Annotated in this window: 7 protein-coding genes; 6 read left to right on the top strand and 1 reads right to left on the bottom strand. The window is 62.6% G+C overall.

The genetic code is table 11. From position 1 onward, the window contains the following. Positions 1-185 precede the first annotated feature (185 nt). The 5 genes from AC5P5X_RS02410 (at position 186) to AC5P5X_RS02390 (ending at position 14,203) form a co-directional block, all read left to right on the top strand. Positions 186-2,993 carry a TonB-dependent receptor plug domain-containing protein gene (locus AC5P5X_RS02410; RefSeq protein ID WP_005410501.1) on the top strand — a complete coding sequence of 936 codons (2,808 nt, stop codon included), beginning with the start codon at positions 186-188 and terminating at the stop codon, positions 2,991-2,993. A 361-nt stretch (positions 2,994-3,354) separates the two neighbouring features. Continuing rightward, on the top strand, positions 3,355-6,177 hold the full coding sequence (locus AC5P5X_RS02405) for a TonB-dependent receptor domain-containing protein (RefSeq protein WP_005410502.1): 2,823 nt from the start codon (positions 3,355-3,357) through the stop codon (positions 6,175-6,177). A gap of 402 nt (positions 6,178-6,579) precedes the next feature. After that, entirely contained in the window at positions 6,580-9,666 is a 3,087-nt protein-coding gene (locus AC5P5X_RS02400) for a TonB-dependent receptor (RefSeq protein WP_005414103.1), read from the top strand. Between the two features lie 202 nt (positions 9,667-9,868). Then, positions 9,869-11,971, top strand: coding sequence for a M13 family metallopeptidase (locus AC5P5X_RS02395; protein WP_111189608.1), 2,103 nt, complete (start codon positions 9,869-9,871; stop codon positions 11,969-11,971). A gap of 222 nt (positions 11,972-12,193) precedes the next feature. Next, entirely contained in the window at positions 12,194-14,203 is a 2,010-nt protein-coding gene (locus tag AC5P5X_RS02390) for a M13 family metallopeptidase (protein ID WP_111189602.1), read from the top strand. A gap of 130 nt (positions 14,204-14,333) precedes the next feature. Here AC5P5X_RS02390 and AC5P5X_RS02385 read toward each other — a convergent pair whose 3' ends face one another. Beyond that, entirely contained in the window at positions 14,334-17,357 is a 3,024-nt protein-coding gene (locus tag AC5P5X_RS02385) for a TonB-dependent receptor (protein WP_005410506.1), read from the bottom strand. Between the two features lie 316 nt (positions 17,358-17,673). On the opposite strand from AC5P5X_RS02385, the gene AC5P5X_RS02380 reads away from it, so the two are divergent. Further along, positions 17,674-18,168 carry a VOC family protein gene (locus AC5P5X_RS02380; RefSeq protein WP_005414106.1) on the top strand — a complete coding sequence of 165 codons (495 nt, stop codon included), beginning with the start codon at positions 17,674-17,676 and terminating at the stop codon, positions 18,166-18,168. The last annotated feature ends 20 nt before the right edge of the window (positions 18,169-18,188 follow it).

Below are 18,188 nucleotides of genomic sequence, written 5' to 3'. Positions count from 1 at the left end.
AACCCAACATCATACAAGCTGGACGTAGCCTGACTGAAATTCAGGATTGCTACAGATTCGTGCACAGATTGTTAAGTCCATGTTACGTTCCTGAAGCACTGTTTTGGGCTGCGGAGCTGGTTTCCAGCGCGCACGATGGCGCATGCGCAGTGCCGATTTTTGTTTTTGCTCTCTATTGGAACTACATGAAATACGCAAGCAACACCGCACGTCGCAACACGCTCGCCGTCGCCCTGATTTCCGCCCTGATGGCCGCCGCCCCGGCAATGGCCCAGGACAAGGCGACCAACCTGGACAAGATCACCGTCACCGGTTCGCTGATCCCGCAGACCCAGGTTGAAACCCAGACCCCGGTGATGTCCATCACCGCCGAAGACATCCAGACCCGCGGCTTCAGCAGCGTTGCTGAAGTGCTGCAGCAGTCCTCGCTGACCACCGGCGGCCTGCAGGGTGGCCAGACCTCGGGTTCGTTCACCCAGGGCGCTGAAGCAGCCGGCATGTTCGGCCTGAACCCGGGTTACACCAAGTACCTGATCAACGGCCGCCCGATGCTCTCGTATCCGGCGCTGTACAACGGTAGCGACACCTTCAACAACATCAGCGGCATTCCGATCGACATCGTCGAGCGCATCGAAGTGCTGCCCGGTGGCCAGTCCTCGCTGTACGGCTCGGACGCGATCGCCGGTGTGGTCAACATCATCCTGAAGGAGCGCATGGACGGCGGTACGATGACCGTCCGTGGCGGCACCTACACCGAAGGCGGCGGCAGCAATATCCGCTTCAGCGCAGCCAAGGGCTTCAACGCGTTCGACGACCGCTTCCACGCGCTGGTCAACGTGCAGATCGAGAACGGCAGCCCGATCTGGGGCTACCAGCGTGACATCACCAAGCAGAACAACCCGGTCGGCTACACCGCGCAGGTGCCGTCGAACGACTTCGCCGTCATCACCAATGCAGACAACAAGCTGCTGATGATGGACCCGAGCCGCTGCGCCAACGTGGCAGGCCTGTACGACGGCACCACCGTCGTCGGCAAGCGCGCGTCGGGCGAGTCCTGCGGTTCGGTGTACAGCGCCGGCTACAAGACCCTGAAGAACGGCAAGAACAGCGGCCAGTTCTACTCGTCGATGACCTTCGACGTGAACGACAACTTCCAGCTGTTCGCCGACGTGCTGTACAGCAAGGAAAAGACCGAGTTCACCTCCGGCTCCAGCGCCCTGTGGTGGGGCACGAAGTCGGTCATGGGTGGCTTCTACGACCAGGGCGCAGGCAAGGTCGTGAACCTGCAGCGCGCCTTCGCGCCGGAGGAGATCGGCGCGGGCGACTACAACAACATCCTGAACTCCGATGAGAGCCGCGCCTACCAGGTCACCCTGGGCGGCAAGGGCATGGTCGGCGACTGGGATTACAGCGCCAGCTTCACCCGTGGCGAGTACCGCCTGGACCAGAACCGCTTCGTGCGCTGGAAGGACAAGATCGAGGACTTCTTCGGCCAGACCGTGCTGGGCCCGCGCCTGGGCACCTACACCGACCCGAAGGACCCGACCGCCACGTTCGGCATCTACAACCCGAACTACGCTGCCTTCTACTCGCCGATCACCCCGGACCAGTTCGCCAGCTTCACCGGCTACGGCACCCACCGCAGCAAGACCTGGCAGAACCTGGGTCGCGTGCAGGTGACCAACGGCTCGCTGTTCAGCCTGCCGGGCGGTGACGCCGGCCTGGCCGTCGTGCTGGAAGGTGGCAGCGAAGGTTGGGACTACTCGCCGGACCAGGCCTTCGTCGACGGCAACGTGTGGGGCACCACCGCCGTCGCGGGCGCCGGCCACCGCAGCAACTACGCGGTCACCAGCGAACTGCGCATGCCGCTGCTGGAGAAGCTGACCGTCAGCGCCTCGGGCCGTTATGACGCGTTCAAGATCGCCGACAAGACCGTCGACAAGGCCACTTACAGCATCGGTCTGGAATTCCGTCCGATCGAGAGCCTGCTGCTGCGCGGCAAGTACGGCACCGCCTTCCGTGCACCGACCCTGTCCGATGCCTTCCAGGGCATGAGCGGCTCGTACTCGTCCGGCCAGAACGACTACTACCGCTGCAGCCAGCTGGGCTACGGCCTGCGTGACGAGGCCTGCTCGTTCTACAAGAACACCTCGGTGTACAGCGAAAAGTCCGGCAATCCGGACCTGAAGCCGATCACCGCCGACGTGTGGAGCGCAGGCGTGGTGTGGGCCCCGGTGAGCAACTTCTCGCTGTCGGCCGACTACTACAACTGGAAGATCAAGAACGAGGTCAAGACCCTCAGCACCGACCAGCTGCTGCTGGCCGAGTACCAGTGCCACAACGGGCTGCCGAACAACACCTCGGCCAGCTGCCAGAACGTCACCGACTGGGTGTCGCGCGATGCCGGCGGCAACCTGACCCGGGTGTACACGCCGAAGCTCAACGTCGCCAGCCAGAACCTGGAAGCGGTGACGGTGGCGGCCAAGTACCAGCAGGATATCGGCCGCTTCGGCTCGCTGATGTTCTCCGGCAACTACACGAACATGCTGAAGCGTGAAGTGCAGCCGATGCCGGGCGCCGCCAAGCTCGACCTGCTGAGCGATCCGTACAACATGTGGTACTACGACAACTTCGCCAAGGTCCGTGGCGATCTGTCGGTAGCCTGGAACATCGCCAAGTTCACCACCACCGTGTACGCCAACTACGTCGGCAGCACCCCGAACTACCTGGCCTACACCGGCCGCAGCTACGGCTATGTCCACTCTTCCGGTGCCAAGGCCGGCAAGTGGGGTTCGTACACCACGTACAACCTGAGCATGAACTATCAGGCACAGGACGATCTGGTCCTGTCGCTGATGGTCAACAACGTGTTCAACAAGCTGCCGGAAGGCCAGCGCTACAACTACCCGGGCAACGAATCGACCCCGTTCAATGACGGCTTCTACAGCGTCTACGGCCGCCAGATCTCGGCCCAGGTCAAGTACAACTTCTGATCCCGTCGTTTCCCGGACTTCGTGTCTGGATCAGGCCCCGCTTCGGCGGGGCCTTTTTTTTCCTTCTATGCGGCATGGGGAAAGCCCGCGACGTATCGATTGTTAATGTCAGTTGAATTTATCAAATATTCATTTTCCCTGCTTTCCGATAATCCGGAAAACGGCAGAAATGCCCGTGGAGAAGGGCCTTTTTACGAAGCGCGCAACCGTCCGTCACCGACCGTTACAGAACTGCGCAAGGCACGTTAAGCGTGTGTTACGTTGACGCCACGCCGCTAAACCGCATAGGCAAAGTAGCTGAACAGAATCGAAATCCCAGGAAAGGGATACACGCGTCATCACGATCACACGGAGTAATCGCATGTCTCGTCGTCGCTTCGCATTCTCGCACCACCCGCTCACCCACGCCGTCGCCTGCGGCTTGTTGCTGGCCGGCAGCAGCGCCACCGTACTCGCCCAGGACAGCAGCAAGGCCGCGACCAACCTCGACCGGGTCACGGTCACCGGCTCGCTGATCCCGCAGACGCAGATCGAAAACCAGACGCCGGTGCTGACCATCAGCGCCGAGGCGATTCAGGCGCGCGGTTTCTCCAGCGTTGCCGAAGTGTTGCAGCAGTCCTCGTTGACCACCGGCGGCCTGCAAGGCGGCCAGACCTCAGCATCCTTCACCCAGGGTGCTGAAGCGGCTGGCATGTTCGGCTTGAACCCGGGCTACACCAAGTACCTGATCAACGGCCGCCCGATGCTCTCGTATCCGGCGCTGTACAACGGCAGCGACGCGTTCAACAACATCAGCGGCATCCCCATCGACATCGTCGACCGCATCGAGGTGCTGCCCGGTGGCCAGTCATCCCTGTACGGTTCGGACGCGATCGCCGGCGTGGTCAACATCATCCTCAAGGAACGCATGGACGGCGGCACGCTGAACGTGCGCGGCGGCGCCTATTCCGATGGCGGTGGCGCCAGCTTCCGCGTGAGCGGCGCCAATGGCTTCAACAGCAAGGACGATCGCTTCCGCGCCCTGGTCAATGTGCAGTATGAAAAGACCAACCCGATCTGGGGTTACCAGCGCGACATCACCAAGCAGAACAATCCGCATGGCTACACGCGCCAGCTGCCCTCGAACGACTTCCTGGTCTTCGACGCGGATACCAATGATTTCCTGATGATGGATCCGAACAACTGCGCCGGCGTTTCCGGCCAGTTCGGCGGCACCACCATCCTCGGTACGCGCCGCGCTGGACAATCCTGCGGCTCCGCGTTCGGTGCGGGTTACAAGACGATCAAGAACAGCAAGGAAAGCAGCCAGTTCTATTCGTCGCTGACCTACGACGTGAATGACAACCTGCAGCTGTTCGGCGATGTCCTCTACAGCTACGAAACCGTCAAGTACAACACCGGTGCCGGCTACAACTACTGGGGCACGGACATCAGCATGGGTCCGTTCTTCGATCAGTCCAGTGGTCGCTATCTGGGGCTGCAACGCGTGTTCGCACCCGAAGACATCGGCGGCATTGGCTACCGCGACATCATGAATACCGACCGCAGCAAGTCCTATCAGGTCACGCTCGGTGCACGCGGCGCGATCGGCAGCAACTGGGACTACGAGGCCAGCGTCACCCGCGGCGAGTACAAGCTCAACGAGCGTGGCTATGCACGCTGGAACGACCCGATCAACAACTGGTTTGCCGACAACGTGCTGGGACCGGTGCTGGGCCAGACCGACGACGGCTACAACATCTACAACCCGAACTGGGGCGCTTTCTATTCCCAGCTGCCGCAAGGGGCCTTCCAGAGCTTCACCGGCTTCACCACCAGCCGCAGCCGCACCTGGCAGACCCAGACCCGCGCGCAGATCACCAACAGCTCGCTGTTCAAGCTGCCCGGTGGCGACGCCGGCTTTGCCGCCGTGGTTGAAGGCGGCAGCGAAGGGTGGAACTACACGCCGGACGTGCGCCTGACCGACGGCACGGTGTTCGGTACCACCTCGGTGGCGGGCAACGGCCATCGCAGCAACTACGCTGTCACCAGCGAACTGCGTCTGCCGTTGCATGACATGCTGACGGTCACCGCTTCCGGCCGCTACGACAACTTCAAGATCGCCGGCCATACCGTAGACAAGCCCACCTACAGCATCGGCCTCGAGTTCCGCCCCTTCGAAAGCCTGCTGGTCCGCGGCAAGTACGGCACCGCGTTCCGCGCCCCGTCCCTGCCCGATGCCTTCCAAGGCAAGAGCGGCTACTACGCCAATGGGTCCAAGGATTACTACCGCTGTGGCCAGCTCGGGTTCGATCCGTCCAACACGGTCGACTGCCGCTACGGCAGCGTGTCGGTGTTCGGCACCCAGTCGGGCAATCCGGAGCTGAAGCCGATTACCGCCGATGTGTGGAACGCGGGCCTGGTGTGGGCGCCGATCAACAACCTGTCGGTGTCCCTGGACTACTACAACTGGAAGATCAAGAACGAGGTCAACACCCTCAGCTCCGACCAGTTGCTGCTGGCCGAGTACTACTGCCGCAACGGCCTGACCAACACCGCCGGCGCCACCTGCGAGGAAGTGGCCAACTGGGTCACCCGTGATGCCACCGGCGCGCTGGAGGAGATCTACACGCCGAAGCTGAACGTGGCACGGCAGAACCTCGAGGCGGTCACTGCCAGCTTCAAGTACGTACAGGACATCGGTCGCTTCGGTTCGCTGCAGTTCTCCAGCAACTACACCAACATGCTCAAGCGTGAACTGCAGCCGCAGCTCAACGACCCGTTCCTGGATCTGCTGGGCAACCCGTACGCAATGTGGGTGTACGACTCCTACGCCAAGGTCCGGGCTGACGGCTCGATCGGCTGGGCGATCGACAAGTTCACCACCACGCTGTACTTCAATTACATCGGCCGCACGCCGAACTACCTGTCCTACCTGGGCCGTGGCTATGACTATGTCGATCCGACGTCCGGCTACAAGGCTGGCAAGTGGGGCTCTTACACGACGTACAACCTGAGCGTGAACTACCGCGCGATGGACAACCTGACGTTCTCGCTGATGGTCAACAACCTGTTCAACAAGGTGCCGGACAATCAGCAGCACTCCTACGCGGGCAACATCGACGTGCCGTACAACAACTCCCTGTACAACGCCTACGGACGGGCGATCTACGTCCAGGCCCAGTACGACTTCGGCAGGAAGTAAGCGCAGCCAAGCGCACATGGAAGCAGAAGCCCCGCTCCGGCGGGGCTTTTTTTTGCCTGCGTGGGTCTTCCACCGCATCTCTCCGGATGCTGCGCGTCGGTGACCATCCTTAATCGTTCGCGGCCGGATTCAGGAATGTCAGAAAAATGACAATTCCACCTCATGCGGCGATCGCGTCGCCCATCACACGACAATTATTTTAGATGCACTTTCCCAGAACTTAGCTTCAGTATGGCGAATTTTACCAACCCAGGGCTTTTCCAAGTCTTTTCACCTAAAAAATTTCATTCAGGATTCATTGCATTTTTGTTCACGAGGCATTTATAAATGAGGCACGCCGTTTGTGACCGCGTTCCTGTTTGGCCACGAGGCGCACCCACTACACCCCCGGAGAGAGTCCTGATGCAAACGAAGTTCTGGCGCCGCGCGGCGCTGGCTACCGCCCTGTCTGGTTGCCTTTTCTCGATCGCCCACGCTCAGTCCGTGACCGGTTACATCTACGGCCAGGCGCCGGCCGGCGCGGGTTCGAGCGTGGTTGTCCGCAACCTGGGGACCGGCGCCACGCGCACCCTGCCGGTTGATGCCAATGGTCGTTACCGCGTGTCCGACCTGCCCAACGGCCGCTACTCGGTGGAACTGCGCCGTGACGGCGCCACGGTCACGACACAGAATGACGTGGCGGTCAACATCGCCTCCGGCACCGAGGTCTCCTTCGCCGGCGGCAAGGCGACTGATCTGGACGGCATCGTGGTGCGCGCCGCGTCGATGGCATCGATCGACGTTTCGCAGGTCGATACCCGGACCGTCTTCAGCTACGAAGACCTGCGCAGCCTTCCGCTGCCGCGCGACATCACTGCTGTTGCCCTGCTGGCACCCGGTGCGATCGCCAGCAACAGCTACAGCGGCGTACCCAGCTTCGGCGGTTCTGCTGCGTCGGAGAATGCCTATTACATCAACGGCTTTGCGGTAACCAACCCGCTGACCAGCATCGGCTCGACCACACTGCCCTTTGAGGCCATCGCCCAGGAACAGGTCCTCACCGGCGGCTATGGCGCGGACTTTGGGCGCTCCACCGGTGGCGTGGTCAACATCGTGACCCGTCGCGGCACCAACGAATGGAAGGCCGGTGCGTACGAGATCTGGAGCCCGGAATCGCTGCGCGCATCTCCGCGCAACATGTATTACGCCAACACCGGCCACTTCACCGCCAATGATCCGCGCGGCGCGGCTTACCAGACCGATGGCAAGCTGTATCAGTACCGCAACAAGAACAACTCCTGGCAGAACACCACCGGTGCCTATGTCGGCGGCCCGATCGTCCAGGACAAGCTGTTCTTCTTCGTCAACGGCGAGTTCACCAAGACTGACGGCACCAGCGCCCGCTACGCGACCAACACCAGCCCGGCCAACCTGACCCGCGGTTGGAACGAGTACACCTATGAATATCCGCGCTGGACGGCGAAGATCGACTGGAACATCACCGACAACCACGTCATCGAGCTGACAGGTGTGTCTGACGTTACCAAGTACGACGCCGAGTACTACTCGTTCGACTACAACAAGTTCACACATGGCGACGTGCAGACCGGCGGCATCAGCACCAAGGAAGACTCCAAACTCTACATCGGCAAGTACACCGGCTACCTGACCGACAACCTGACCCTGTCGGCGCTGTACGGTCGCCAGAAGATCGAACACTCGCAAGGCCTGTACAACTACGACGCAAGCTGCCCGTACATCAGTGCCGGAACCACTGCACGCGTGCCGGGCCTGAACTACAGCGGCTGCCAGAGCACGACCTCGCTGGTCAACGCCGACGGCGCCTTCGACGAGACCAAGGGCGGGCGTATCGACCTGACCTGGCGTCTGGGCAACCATGAACTCCGCTTCGGCTTCGACCGCCAGGATGCAGAGTCGCTGACCGGCACCGAGTATCCGGGTGGCTACGGCTGGATCTATCGTCGCTCCACCAACCCGAACACCCCGATCGATGCATCGCACGGCGTGAGCTCGGCAGCTTCCGGTGGCGGCCTGGGCGCACAGGGCTACTACGTCTATCGCCTGTACAGCACCAAGCTGGCACAGCCGAAGACCGAGCAGGCCTCGCAGTACATCGAAGACCGCTGGCAGGTTTCGGACAACGTTTTGCTATCGCTGGGTCTGCGCAACGAACAGTTCACCAACTACACCGGCACGGGCGAGAAGTATGCGAGCCAGAAGACGCAGCTGGCACCGCGTCTGGGCGTGGCCTGGGACGTTCATGGCGACTCGTCGCTGAAGTTGTTCGCCAATGCCGGTCGCTACCACCTGGCCATGCCGAACAACGTGGCAGTGCGTGCAGCCTCCGGCTCGCTCAACACCAACGAGTACTTCACCTACACCGGCGTCGATCCGACCACCGGTGCACCGACGGGGCTCAATTCCATTCCGGTCGATGCCTCGAAGGGGTACCTGTGCCCGGGCACCAACGCTGTCGCCAGCAACCTGGAATGCGGCAGTGCGCCGAATCCGCGCACCTTGGCCGCAGTGGACATGAAGTCGCACTACCAAGACGAGTACATCATTGGCATGGAGCAGCAGCTTGCGGCTGATACCGTCTGGGGCGCGAAGTTCACCTACCGCGAACTGAAGAGCGCGATCGACGACACCTGCACCCCCGCGCTGGGCGGCGCATGCTTCCTGTTCAACCCCGGCGTGGGCAACACCTTCTGGGAAGAACAGGCCGATGGCAGCTACGAGAAGGTGCACTATTCGGCAGCTGACCTTGGCCTGCCCAAGCTCAAGCGCAAGTACTACGCGCTGGACCTGTTCCTGGAGAAGCGTACGGACAACTGGTACGGCAAGGTCATGTACACCTTCAGCCGCAACTACGGCAATACCGAAGGCCAGCTGAACTCCGACCTGGATACCGGTACCGGTGGCCAGGAAGATGTGTCGGTCACCCAGGACTGGGATCTGCCGCAGCTGATGCAGGGCGCCAATGGGCTGCTGCCGAACCACCGTGGCCATGTGCTCAAGGCGTTCGGCTACATGAAGCTGACCCCCGAGTGGCGCGTGGGTGGCAGCCTGACCGTTGCCGAAGGTCGTCCGAACAACTGCACCAGCATGTACCCGACCCCAGACAAGGGCCTCTACGATGGCTCCTACTATTGGTACTGCGGCCTGCCGGGCAGCGGCACCACACCGGGCACGGCCGGTTACGTGCCGCCGTCGGCGGACTACGGTTCTTCGCCGCGCGGTTCGCACGGCAAGGCGCCGTGGCAGTTCAACCTGGGGCTGAATGTCGCGTACACGCCGGATTGGGCGAAGGGCCTGACCCTGCAGGCCGATGTGATCAACCTGCTGAATCGCCAGGTGGCTGGCAGCACGTACTCGCGTTACGCCGCCTCGCCGTACCGCGGCGCAGCGGACTACAACCCGGAGTACGGTCGTGACCTGAACTACTCGACCCCGCGCTACTTCCGCTTCACTGCCCGATACGATTTCTGATCATCCGGCAGCATCGTTGACCCCGAGGGCCCGTGCGATCCGCACGGGCCCTTCTTTTTTCCTTTCGTGGCGCGTCGCCGTCGCCCCCTTGCGCCCGCCCATGACCTTCGACACCCTTGCAGGGCAGGCCGGCGGCGTATCGTTCGGCCCACGGCCGTCCCCGCGGCCCTTCCCTGACTCACTCGGCCTGGAGGCCATCAAAGTGACCCGTACTCCCAAGATCGTGCTGCTGACCCTGGCCGTTTCGGCCGCGCTGGTCGGCTGCGGCAAGAACGAAACCCCGGCCAAGGACGCCACCGCCTCCACGCCGGCTGCCACCGAAGCCACCCAGTACACCCTGGACGAGAGCAAGCTGCCGGCCTACAACGCCTTCCAGCCGAGCGACCTGGACACCAGCAAGGACGCCTGCGGCGCCTTCGGCGACTACGTCAACAGCAAGTGGCTGGCCGCTAATGAAATTCCGGGCGACCGCACCAGCTGGGGCGCCTTCACCATCCTCGACGAGCGCTCGGTGGCCGTGCAGCACCAGCTGGCCGAACAGGTGGCGCAGGTCAAGAACCCGAACCACATCGAGAAGATCGTCGGCGACCTGTGGGCCACCGGCATGGACGAAGCCAAGATCAATGCCCAGGGCATCGAGCCGCTGAAGGCCGACCTGACCGCGATCGACGGCCTGCAGGACAAGGCAGCCATCGCCAACTACCTGCGCAGCAGCGCCGCCAAGGGCGACAACATCCTGTTCGGCTTCGGCGCCGAAGCCGACTTCAAGAATTCGGCCGTGAACATGGCCTACGCCAGCCAGGGCGGCCTGGGCCTGCCGGACAGCACCTATTACACCGACGCCAAGAACGCCGACAAGCTGAAGGCCTATCAGGCGCACGTCGCCAAGGTGCTGGAGCTGTCCGGCGTCGCTGCTGCCGACGCTGCCAAGCAGGCCGAGGACGTGGTCAAGTTCGAGACCCGCCTGGCCAAGGCGTCCAAGTCGCGCGTCGAACTGTCGCGCAACGTCGAGCTGTACTACAACCCGGTCGCCGTGGCCGACGCGGACAAGCTGACCCCGAACTTCAGCTGGACCGAGTTCTTCAAGTCGCAGGGCGTGGCCGCACCGGAGAAGTTCTCGCTGGCCATGCCGGCCTTCCATGAGGAAGTGAGCAAGGCGCTGGGCGACACCGATCCGTCGGTGTGGCGTGCCTACCTGCGCTTCCACACCGTGGACAGCGCCTCGCCGTACCTGGCCGATGCCTTCGTGCAGGAGAACTACGAGTTCTACGGCAAGACCCTCAACGGCCAGAAGGAGCAGAAGCCGCGCTGGAAGCGTGTGCTGGGCACCATCGAGAATGACGCCGGTGAAGCCTTCGGCCAGCTGTACGTGAAGGTGGCCTTCTCGCCGGAAGCCAAGGCGAAGATGGAAGAACTGGTGAAGAACCTGGCCGCCTCGCTGAAGGACCGCATCCAGGGCCTGAGCTGGATGAGCGATGAAACCAAGGCCAAGGCCATCGCCAAGTGGGAAACCTTCACCCCGAAGATCGGCTACCCGGACAAGTGGCGTGACTGGTCGGGCCTGCAGACCCAGCGCGACAGCTTCCTGGGCAACGTGCGCGCGGCCAACGAATTCAACTACAAGTTCAACCTGTCCAAGATCGGCAAGCCGGTGGACAAGACCGAGTGGGGCATGACCCCGCAGACGGTCAACGCCTACTACAACCCGCTGCAGAACGAGATCGTGTTCCCGGCCGCCATCCTGCAGCCGCCGTTCTTCGATCCGAAGGCCGACGACGCACTGAACTACGGCGGCATCGGCGCGGTGATCGGCCACGAAATGACCCACGGTTACGACGACCAGGGCGCACGTTTCGGGCCGACCGGCAACATGGAAGACTGGTGGACCGCCGCTGACAAGAAGAACTTCGAAGGCCTGACCGGCAAGCTGGTCAAGCAGTTCGACCAGTACAAGGTCGACGGCCAGGCGGTGAACGGCCACCTGACCCTGGGTGAGAACATCGCCGACCTGGGCGGCCTGGCTACCGCCTACGATGCCCTGCAGAAGGCCAGCGCCGGCAAGGAAGACCCGAAGGTGGACGGCTTCACCCGCGACCAGCGCTTCTTCTTCAACTGGGCCACCGTGTGGCGCACCAAGTACACCCCGGAGAACGCCAAGGTCCGCCTGGCGACCGACCCGCACGCCCCGGCGCAGTTCCGCGCCATGGGTGCGCCGTCGAACCTGCCGACCTTCGCGGCCGCGTTCCAGTGCAAGGCCGGTTCGCCGATGGCCCGCAGCGGCGACCAGCAGGTGGTGATCTGGTAAGCCACGGCTGACGCCGCGGCAGACCTGCAGAGGCCCGGGAATTCCCGGGCCTTTGTTTTTCCGGGGTGTTTTTCATCCACGCATGGTGTGGATCCAATGATCTCGGCGCTCCCCGCTAGCGGCCGACCCTGGTCGGCGAAAGCAGCGTGATGCGTGCATGCCGCGTCGATGCGCGGCTTGCTATAGTGCGCGCGCCCTCAATCCATCACGGATTCGTTCCACATGCCCAATTTCCGTCCGCTTGCCATCGCCCTGGGCATCAGCCTGGCGACCCTGGTCCCGACCCATGATGCGTTCGCCGCCGCCAAGAAGAAGGCCGCGCGCGCCCCGGCCGTCAGCGCCCAGTGCAGCGACTTCTATGACGCCACCAACGCAGGCTGGCTGAAGGCCAACCCGGTGCCACAGACCGGTGCCACCACCGCGCTGGGCCAGCTGGTCGACCGCAGCCGTCAGCAGCAGCGTGAACTGCTCGACGCAGCGATGAAGGCGCCGCAGGGCAACGTGCAGAAACTGCTGGGCGACTTCTGGGCCAGCGGCCTGGACGAAGCCGCCGTGGAAGCCGACGGATCCAATCCGATCGCCCCGCTGCTGACCCGCATCAACGCGATCAAGAAGGCCAAGGATGTGCCGGCCTCGATCGCCGCGCTGCACCAGGTCGGCATCCCGGTGGCCTTCAACTTCGGCCCGGACGTGGACCTGAAGGCGCTGGACCGCCACATCGGTTACTTCATGCAGGGCGGCATGGGCCTGCCGGACCCGGCGTTCTATACCCGCACCGACGCCGACACCGTTGCGCTGATGGGCCGCTACCGCAATTACGTCAAGCAGATCCTGGCACTGACCGGCACTCCGGCCGCCAAGCTGGATGCCGAGTCGCAATCGGTGATCGCACTGGAAACCGAACTGGCGCGCAACGCGCAGTCGCTGGCCGGCATCAACAACCCGTTCAACAACTACGCGCCGATCTCCACCAAGGAGCTCAACAGCCGCTACCGCAACCTGCAGCTGGATGCCTTCCTGAAGGCCCAGGGCGTGGATGACGATCTGGTCTCGCTGGCCGACCCGGGCCTGTTCAAGCAGCTCGACGGCATGGTCACCAAGCTCAAGCCGGACCAGTGGAAGGCCTACCTGCGCTGGCGCGTGGGCGACTCGATGGCGCCGTACCTGTCCAAGGCCTACCGCGACGCCGAATTCGAATTCCGCGGCCGCGTGCTGCGTGGCGAAACCCTGCCGCCGCAGCGCTGGGAAGACGTGCTGGAGGCGATCAACGTGGCCGCCGGCCCGATGCTCGGTCGCGAATACGCCGCCCGTTACCTGTCGGCCGAAGACCGTCGCCAGGCCGCATGGATCGTCGACAAGGTGCGCGAAGTGCAGATCGAAGCGGTCAAGAACAGCAGCTGGATGAGTGCCGAAGCCAAGACCGAAGCGCAGGCCAAGCTGGCCGCGCTGAAGATCGAGATCGGCACCCCGTTGCGCGACCTCGACTACAGCGTGCAGCCGATGGGCCGCGGCTCGTTCGGCGGCAACATGCTGATCGCGTCGACCTGGCGCCATCGCGAGGAAATGAAGCGCATCGGCAAGGGCAACGCCGACCGCCGCTGGGACGTGCTGCCGCAGCAGCCGTCGCTGGCCTATGACCTGGCGCAGAACCGCCTGATCGTCACCGCTGCGATCCTGCAGGGGCCGGTGTTCAACGCCAAGGCCGACGCTGCCGACAAGTTCGGCAGCTTCGGTGGCCTGGTCGGCCACGAGCTGACCCGTGCGATCGATGCCAAGGGCGCACTGGTCGATGCCAAGGGCGAACTGCGCAGCTGGTGGACGCCGGCCGACAAGACCGCCTGGACCCTGCTCGGCAATCGCGTGGCCGCGCAGTACAGCGCGTACGACTTCCCGGGCGTGAAGGGTGCCAAGGTCAACGGCACGCTCACCCAGGAAGAGAACCTGGCCGACATCGCCGGTCTGGAACTGGCGTGGGCCGCGTACACCGCGCAGGAGCCGAAGGCCAAGCCGGCACAGCAACAGAGCTTCTTCCGCGCGTGGTCGGCGTTGTGGGCGCAGCAGCTGTCGCCGAACGAGGCCGTGCGTCGCCTGACCGCCGACATCCGTGCACCGGGCCTGTGGCGCAGCAACGGCACGCTGGCCAACCTGCCGGCGTTCGGTGCCACCTTCAGCTGCAAGGCCGGCCAGCCGATGCAGCGCAGCGAAGCCGAGCAGATCAAGGTCTGGCGCTGAGCCAACTGCTGCAACTGGTAATGCAGAGGGCGCCTTCGGGCGCCCTTTTTTCGCTTGGCGACCCAAAAAAGGGACCCCGGCATGGCCGGGGTCCAGGTCGTTTTCTGGAGAGATCGATCAGGTGCTGCGATCAGAAGTCGTAGGACGCACTGACACGAACCGAACGAGGCGCGCTGAAGTAGGTACCCATGCCGTAGGTGTTGGACACCGTGTAGGGGCCATCTTCATAGACCGCGTCAGACTGCACCGCGCGACGCTGGTTCAGCACATTGAAAACATCCAGGCTGAAAGCCAGCTTGTGATCGGCAAACGAAGGGCGATACATCACGCCCAGATCCAGGCGGGTCGTCCAGGGCTGCCGGCCGGCGTCACCCGGACGCGACGGCTTGCCACCGCAATAGTGATAGGCCGCGTCGTAGCCCAGCGGATCACTCTCATCGGTGCCGTAGTAGCCCAGGCAGCTCTTCGGCGCCCCCGACATGATCCGCAGGGTGGCCGACGCCGACCACTCGTCGTTGAACATATAGGCGCCATAGCCCTTCAGCTGGTGACGGCGGTCGTTCGCCAGATAGCCACCGGCGTATTCCATCAGTGCCGCGGCATCCCAGTCCTGGGTCTTGGAGACGTCATCCTGGCCGATATCCGACTTCACCTGGCCTTCGGTATTGCCGAAGCTGCGCGACCAGGTGTAATCCAGACGTCCGTACCACTTGTCGCTCAGCGGGTGCTCGATGAACAGATCGACGGCGATGTAGTCACGCTTGGCCTTCTTGTTGCCGTAACCCCAGTCGGCGGAGCTCATCTGCACCGGCGTGTAACCCGAGCCATCCGCGTGTCGGATCATGAAGGTGTTGGTCTTGCCCGGATTGAAGATCACACAGCCCGGGACATCGAGATTGCTGTCGTCGACGCCCATCGCGGCAAGCTTGTCGTGGATGCGATCGGAGTCACAGGTATCGTCGATGGCCGTCTGCAGGCGACGATAGGTGAACTTGGCACCGGAGCTCCAGCGCTCGCCCAGCGTCTTCTCGAAGCCAAGGATCAGCTCGTCCTGGTACTGCGACTTCAGGTCGGTCGGCGCAATCGACAACGGATCAGGGGTCTGGCCATATTCATTGTTGGCTGACACCGGGCCCGGGCCCAGAGCGGTCAACCCGGTCGGGTTGCCGTTGGCATCAATTCCGCTATAGGTGAAGTACTCGCGGGTGAACGTCGAGGCGGAAGCACCACGAATAGCAACGCTGTTGGGCAACGCCAGGTAGTAGCGGCCCAGGTTGGCGAACACCTTCAGCGACGAATCGCCAAACACATCCCAGCTCGCGCCCAGACGCGGCGCCCACTGGTCACCGCTGTCGACGTAAGGCTTGGCCGCACTGTTGTAGTTGGTGAACTTGTCATTGCGGATGCCGAGGGTCACCAACCAGTTCGGCGTGACCTGCCAGCGGTCCTCCAGATAGTAGGCCTTCTGCTTGACCGACATGCTGGTGGTCGTGGAGAAGATGTACTTCTGCACGAAGTAGCCATTGCCGCCCGGCGGGGTGATATCAAAGCCCGGATTCGGCGACGAGGCCGGATCAACACGACCATAGATCCAGGCATACCCCGGCCCGGTCATCGCCTGACCTTCGTTATGCCCCTGGAAGTACATGTTATCGATACCACCGGTCAGCTCGTGGTTGCCGATGCGGTACTGCAGGTCTACACGCAGGCCTCGGGTCTTGCTGCCCGCATCTGACGACTTGGTATAGAGCGCCGACTGGTCGTTGCGGATGGGGCGGCCACCGGTAATGGACGGATCCTGATTGCCCGGGCTGCTGAGATAGGGGTTGGCCGTATCCAGCGGATTCGACTCCAGATTGCTCTCCTTGCTGCGACCCCATACCGCACTCAGGGTCAGGTCATCGTTCAGGTAGCCGGTGTACTTGAAGATGTCAAAGTCGTCCTTGAGCTTCGTGGTGTTCGGGAACGTGCCGGTGCGATCACCTTCGGCCAGGTCCTCGTAGTCGAACGATCGGTAGTAGCCACCGTTGCGATCGGTGTTCTGCACGCGGGTGTATTCCAGCGTATTGCTATCGTTGATGTTCCAGTCGATCTTTCCATAGAACTTCGGCGCATCAATGGTGTAGTGGTTGCGCACCTGCTGCGTTGCTGCAGAGCTGTTCGTGGACACACCTTCGGTGCGGTCCTTTTCCGCAGCCAAGTGAATGAACAGACGATCCTCGATCAGCGGGCCACTGGCATAGCCACTGTAGGTGGTACGCGTGGCGACATCGTCCTTGCGGTAGCGATAGAGCGAACCAGGCAACGAGTCATCGGTGTAGCTGTATCCATCTGGCAGCTGGCGATTGGGATAGATGACAGTGGCCGCAGAAGCCGACAGCGAGTCCGGGGCCCAGGTGGCCTGCACGCCGAAATGCCATTCATTGGTGCCGCGCTTGCCGAGCTGGTTGATCACACCACCGGTGGAGCGACCGTATCCCGCTCCGTAGCCGCCCATGAACGTTTCCTGCTGGTCGATCGACCCATAGGGCAGGCTGATACCACCCAGGTTGCTGAGCGGATTGTTGGCCAGGAAGCCATTCAGATAGTAGGCATTCTCAGTAACACTGGAACCACCGAAAGACAGCACCGAACGCGAGCCGTTGCTGAACGCGCCACTGCCTGCGACAACACCTGGCGCGAGCAATGCGATGGCTTCGGCGCTACGCCCCAGTGGCAACACATCCAGTTGCTCGGACGTAATGACCGACTTGGACACCGTATTGGTGACATCGATCTTCGGCACATTCGCCGCGACGACGTTCACGGCCTCCAGCGTGGTGGCGGCACTGCTGCCACCGGCAAACGACACCTCGGTGCCAACGCCGACCTTCAGCAGAACATTCTCGCGCTGATCGACGGTCTGGCCGTCACGCTGCTGGATGATGGTGTACTTGCCCACCGGCAACGAGCCGAGGTTGTAGCGGCCATTGCTGTCGACGGTCGCCGAGCGTTTCAGGCCCGTATCGCTCTGCACGACGATGGTCGTGCCGGCAGGCGCACTGCCGTACAACGAACCGGTCGTGCTCTGCGCGGCTGCGGCGCCGATGAAAGAAGTCAGGACGACCGCCAAGGCGGTACGCTTCAACCTTGCGACGTGCTTGCTGCTGGTCATGGAGTTTCCTTGATTCGGTGAAGATCAGGCTGCAGTTGCAGAATTGCTGCACGGAAGCGACAGCTCCATGTAGCTGAACCAAATATTAATTTCATCAATTCTTAATTTGCAATGGCAGCTGAACAAAAATAACCAATTGAAATTGAAGGAAAAGTTTTGATACAAACATGAACTTTGTTCAAGTTTTGTTTATTAATCAGCCGCTTGCAGCCCGCTCCTCCCGTTTCCGCCCCCAGTCTCCGGTCACCGTGATACCCATCCCGGCTTAACACCCGGCGTGCTATCGCTGCGGCCTCGTCCATCGCGGAGCCCCGACATGGCACACAAGAACACCATCTGTGTCTGGTACGACAACGGCGCGCTCGAGGCCGCCACCTTCTATGCCAGCCTCCTGCCCGACAGCGCGGTCACCGCCGTGCATCACGCGCCGGGCGACTACCCGGATGGCAAGGAAGGCAACGTGCTGACCGTCGAATTCACCGTCTGCGGCGTTCCCTGCGTCGGCCTCAACGGCGGCAGCGCGTTCAAGCACAGCGAAGCGTTCTCCTTCCAGATCCAGACCGAGGACCAGGCCGAGACCGACCGTCTGTGGAATGCGATCGTCGGCAACGGTGGCCAGGAGAGCCAATGCGGCTGGTGCAAGGATCGCTGGGGCATCTCCTGGCAGATCAGCCCGCGCATGTTGATCGAAGCAGTGACCAGCAAGGACAAGGCACTGGCCAAGCGCGCCTTCAACGCGATGATGCCGATGAAGAAGATCGACATCGCCACCATCCAGGCCGCAATCCAAAAAGGCGACGGAGGGGATTAAGTCGTTTCTTCCCATCGCCG

This window comes from Stenotrophomonas sp. YJH_SMC_91, assembly GCF_059368495.1.
This window is presented reverse-complemented; position numbering and strand designations above follow the sequence as displayed.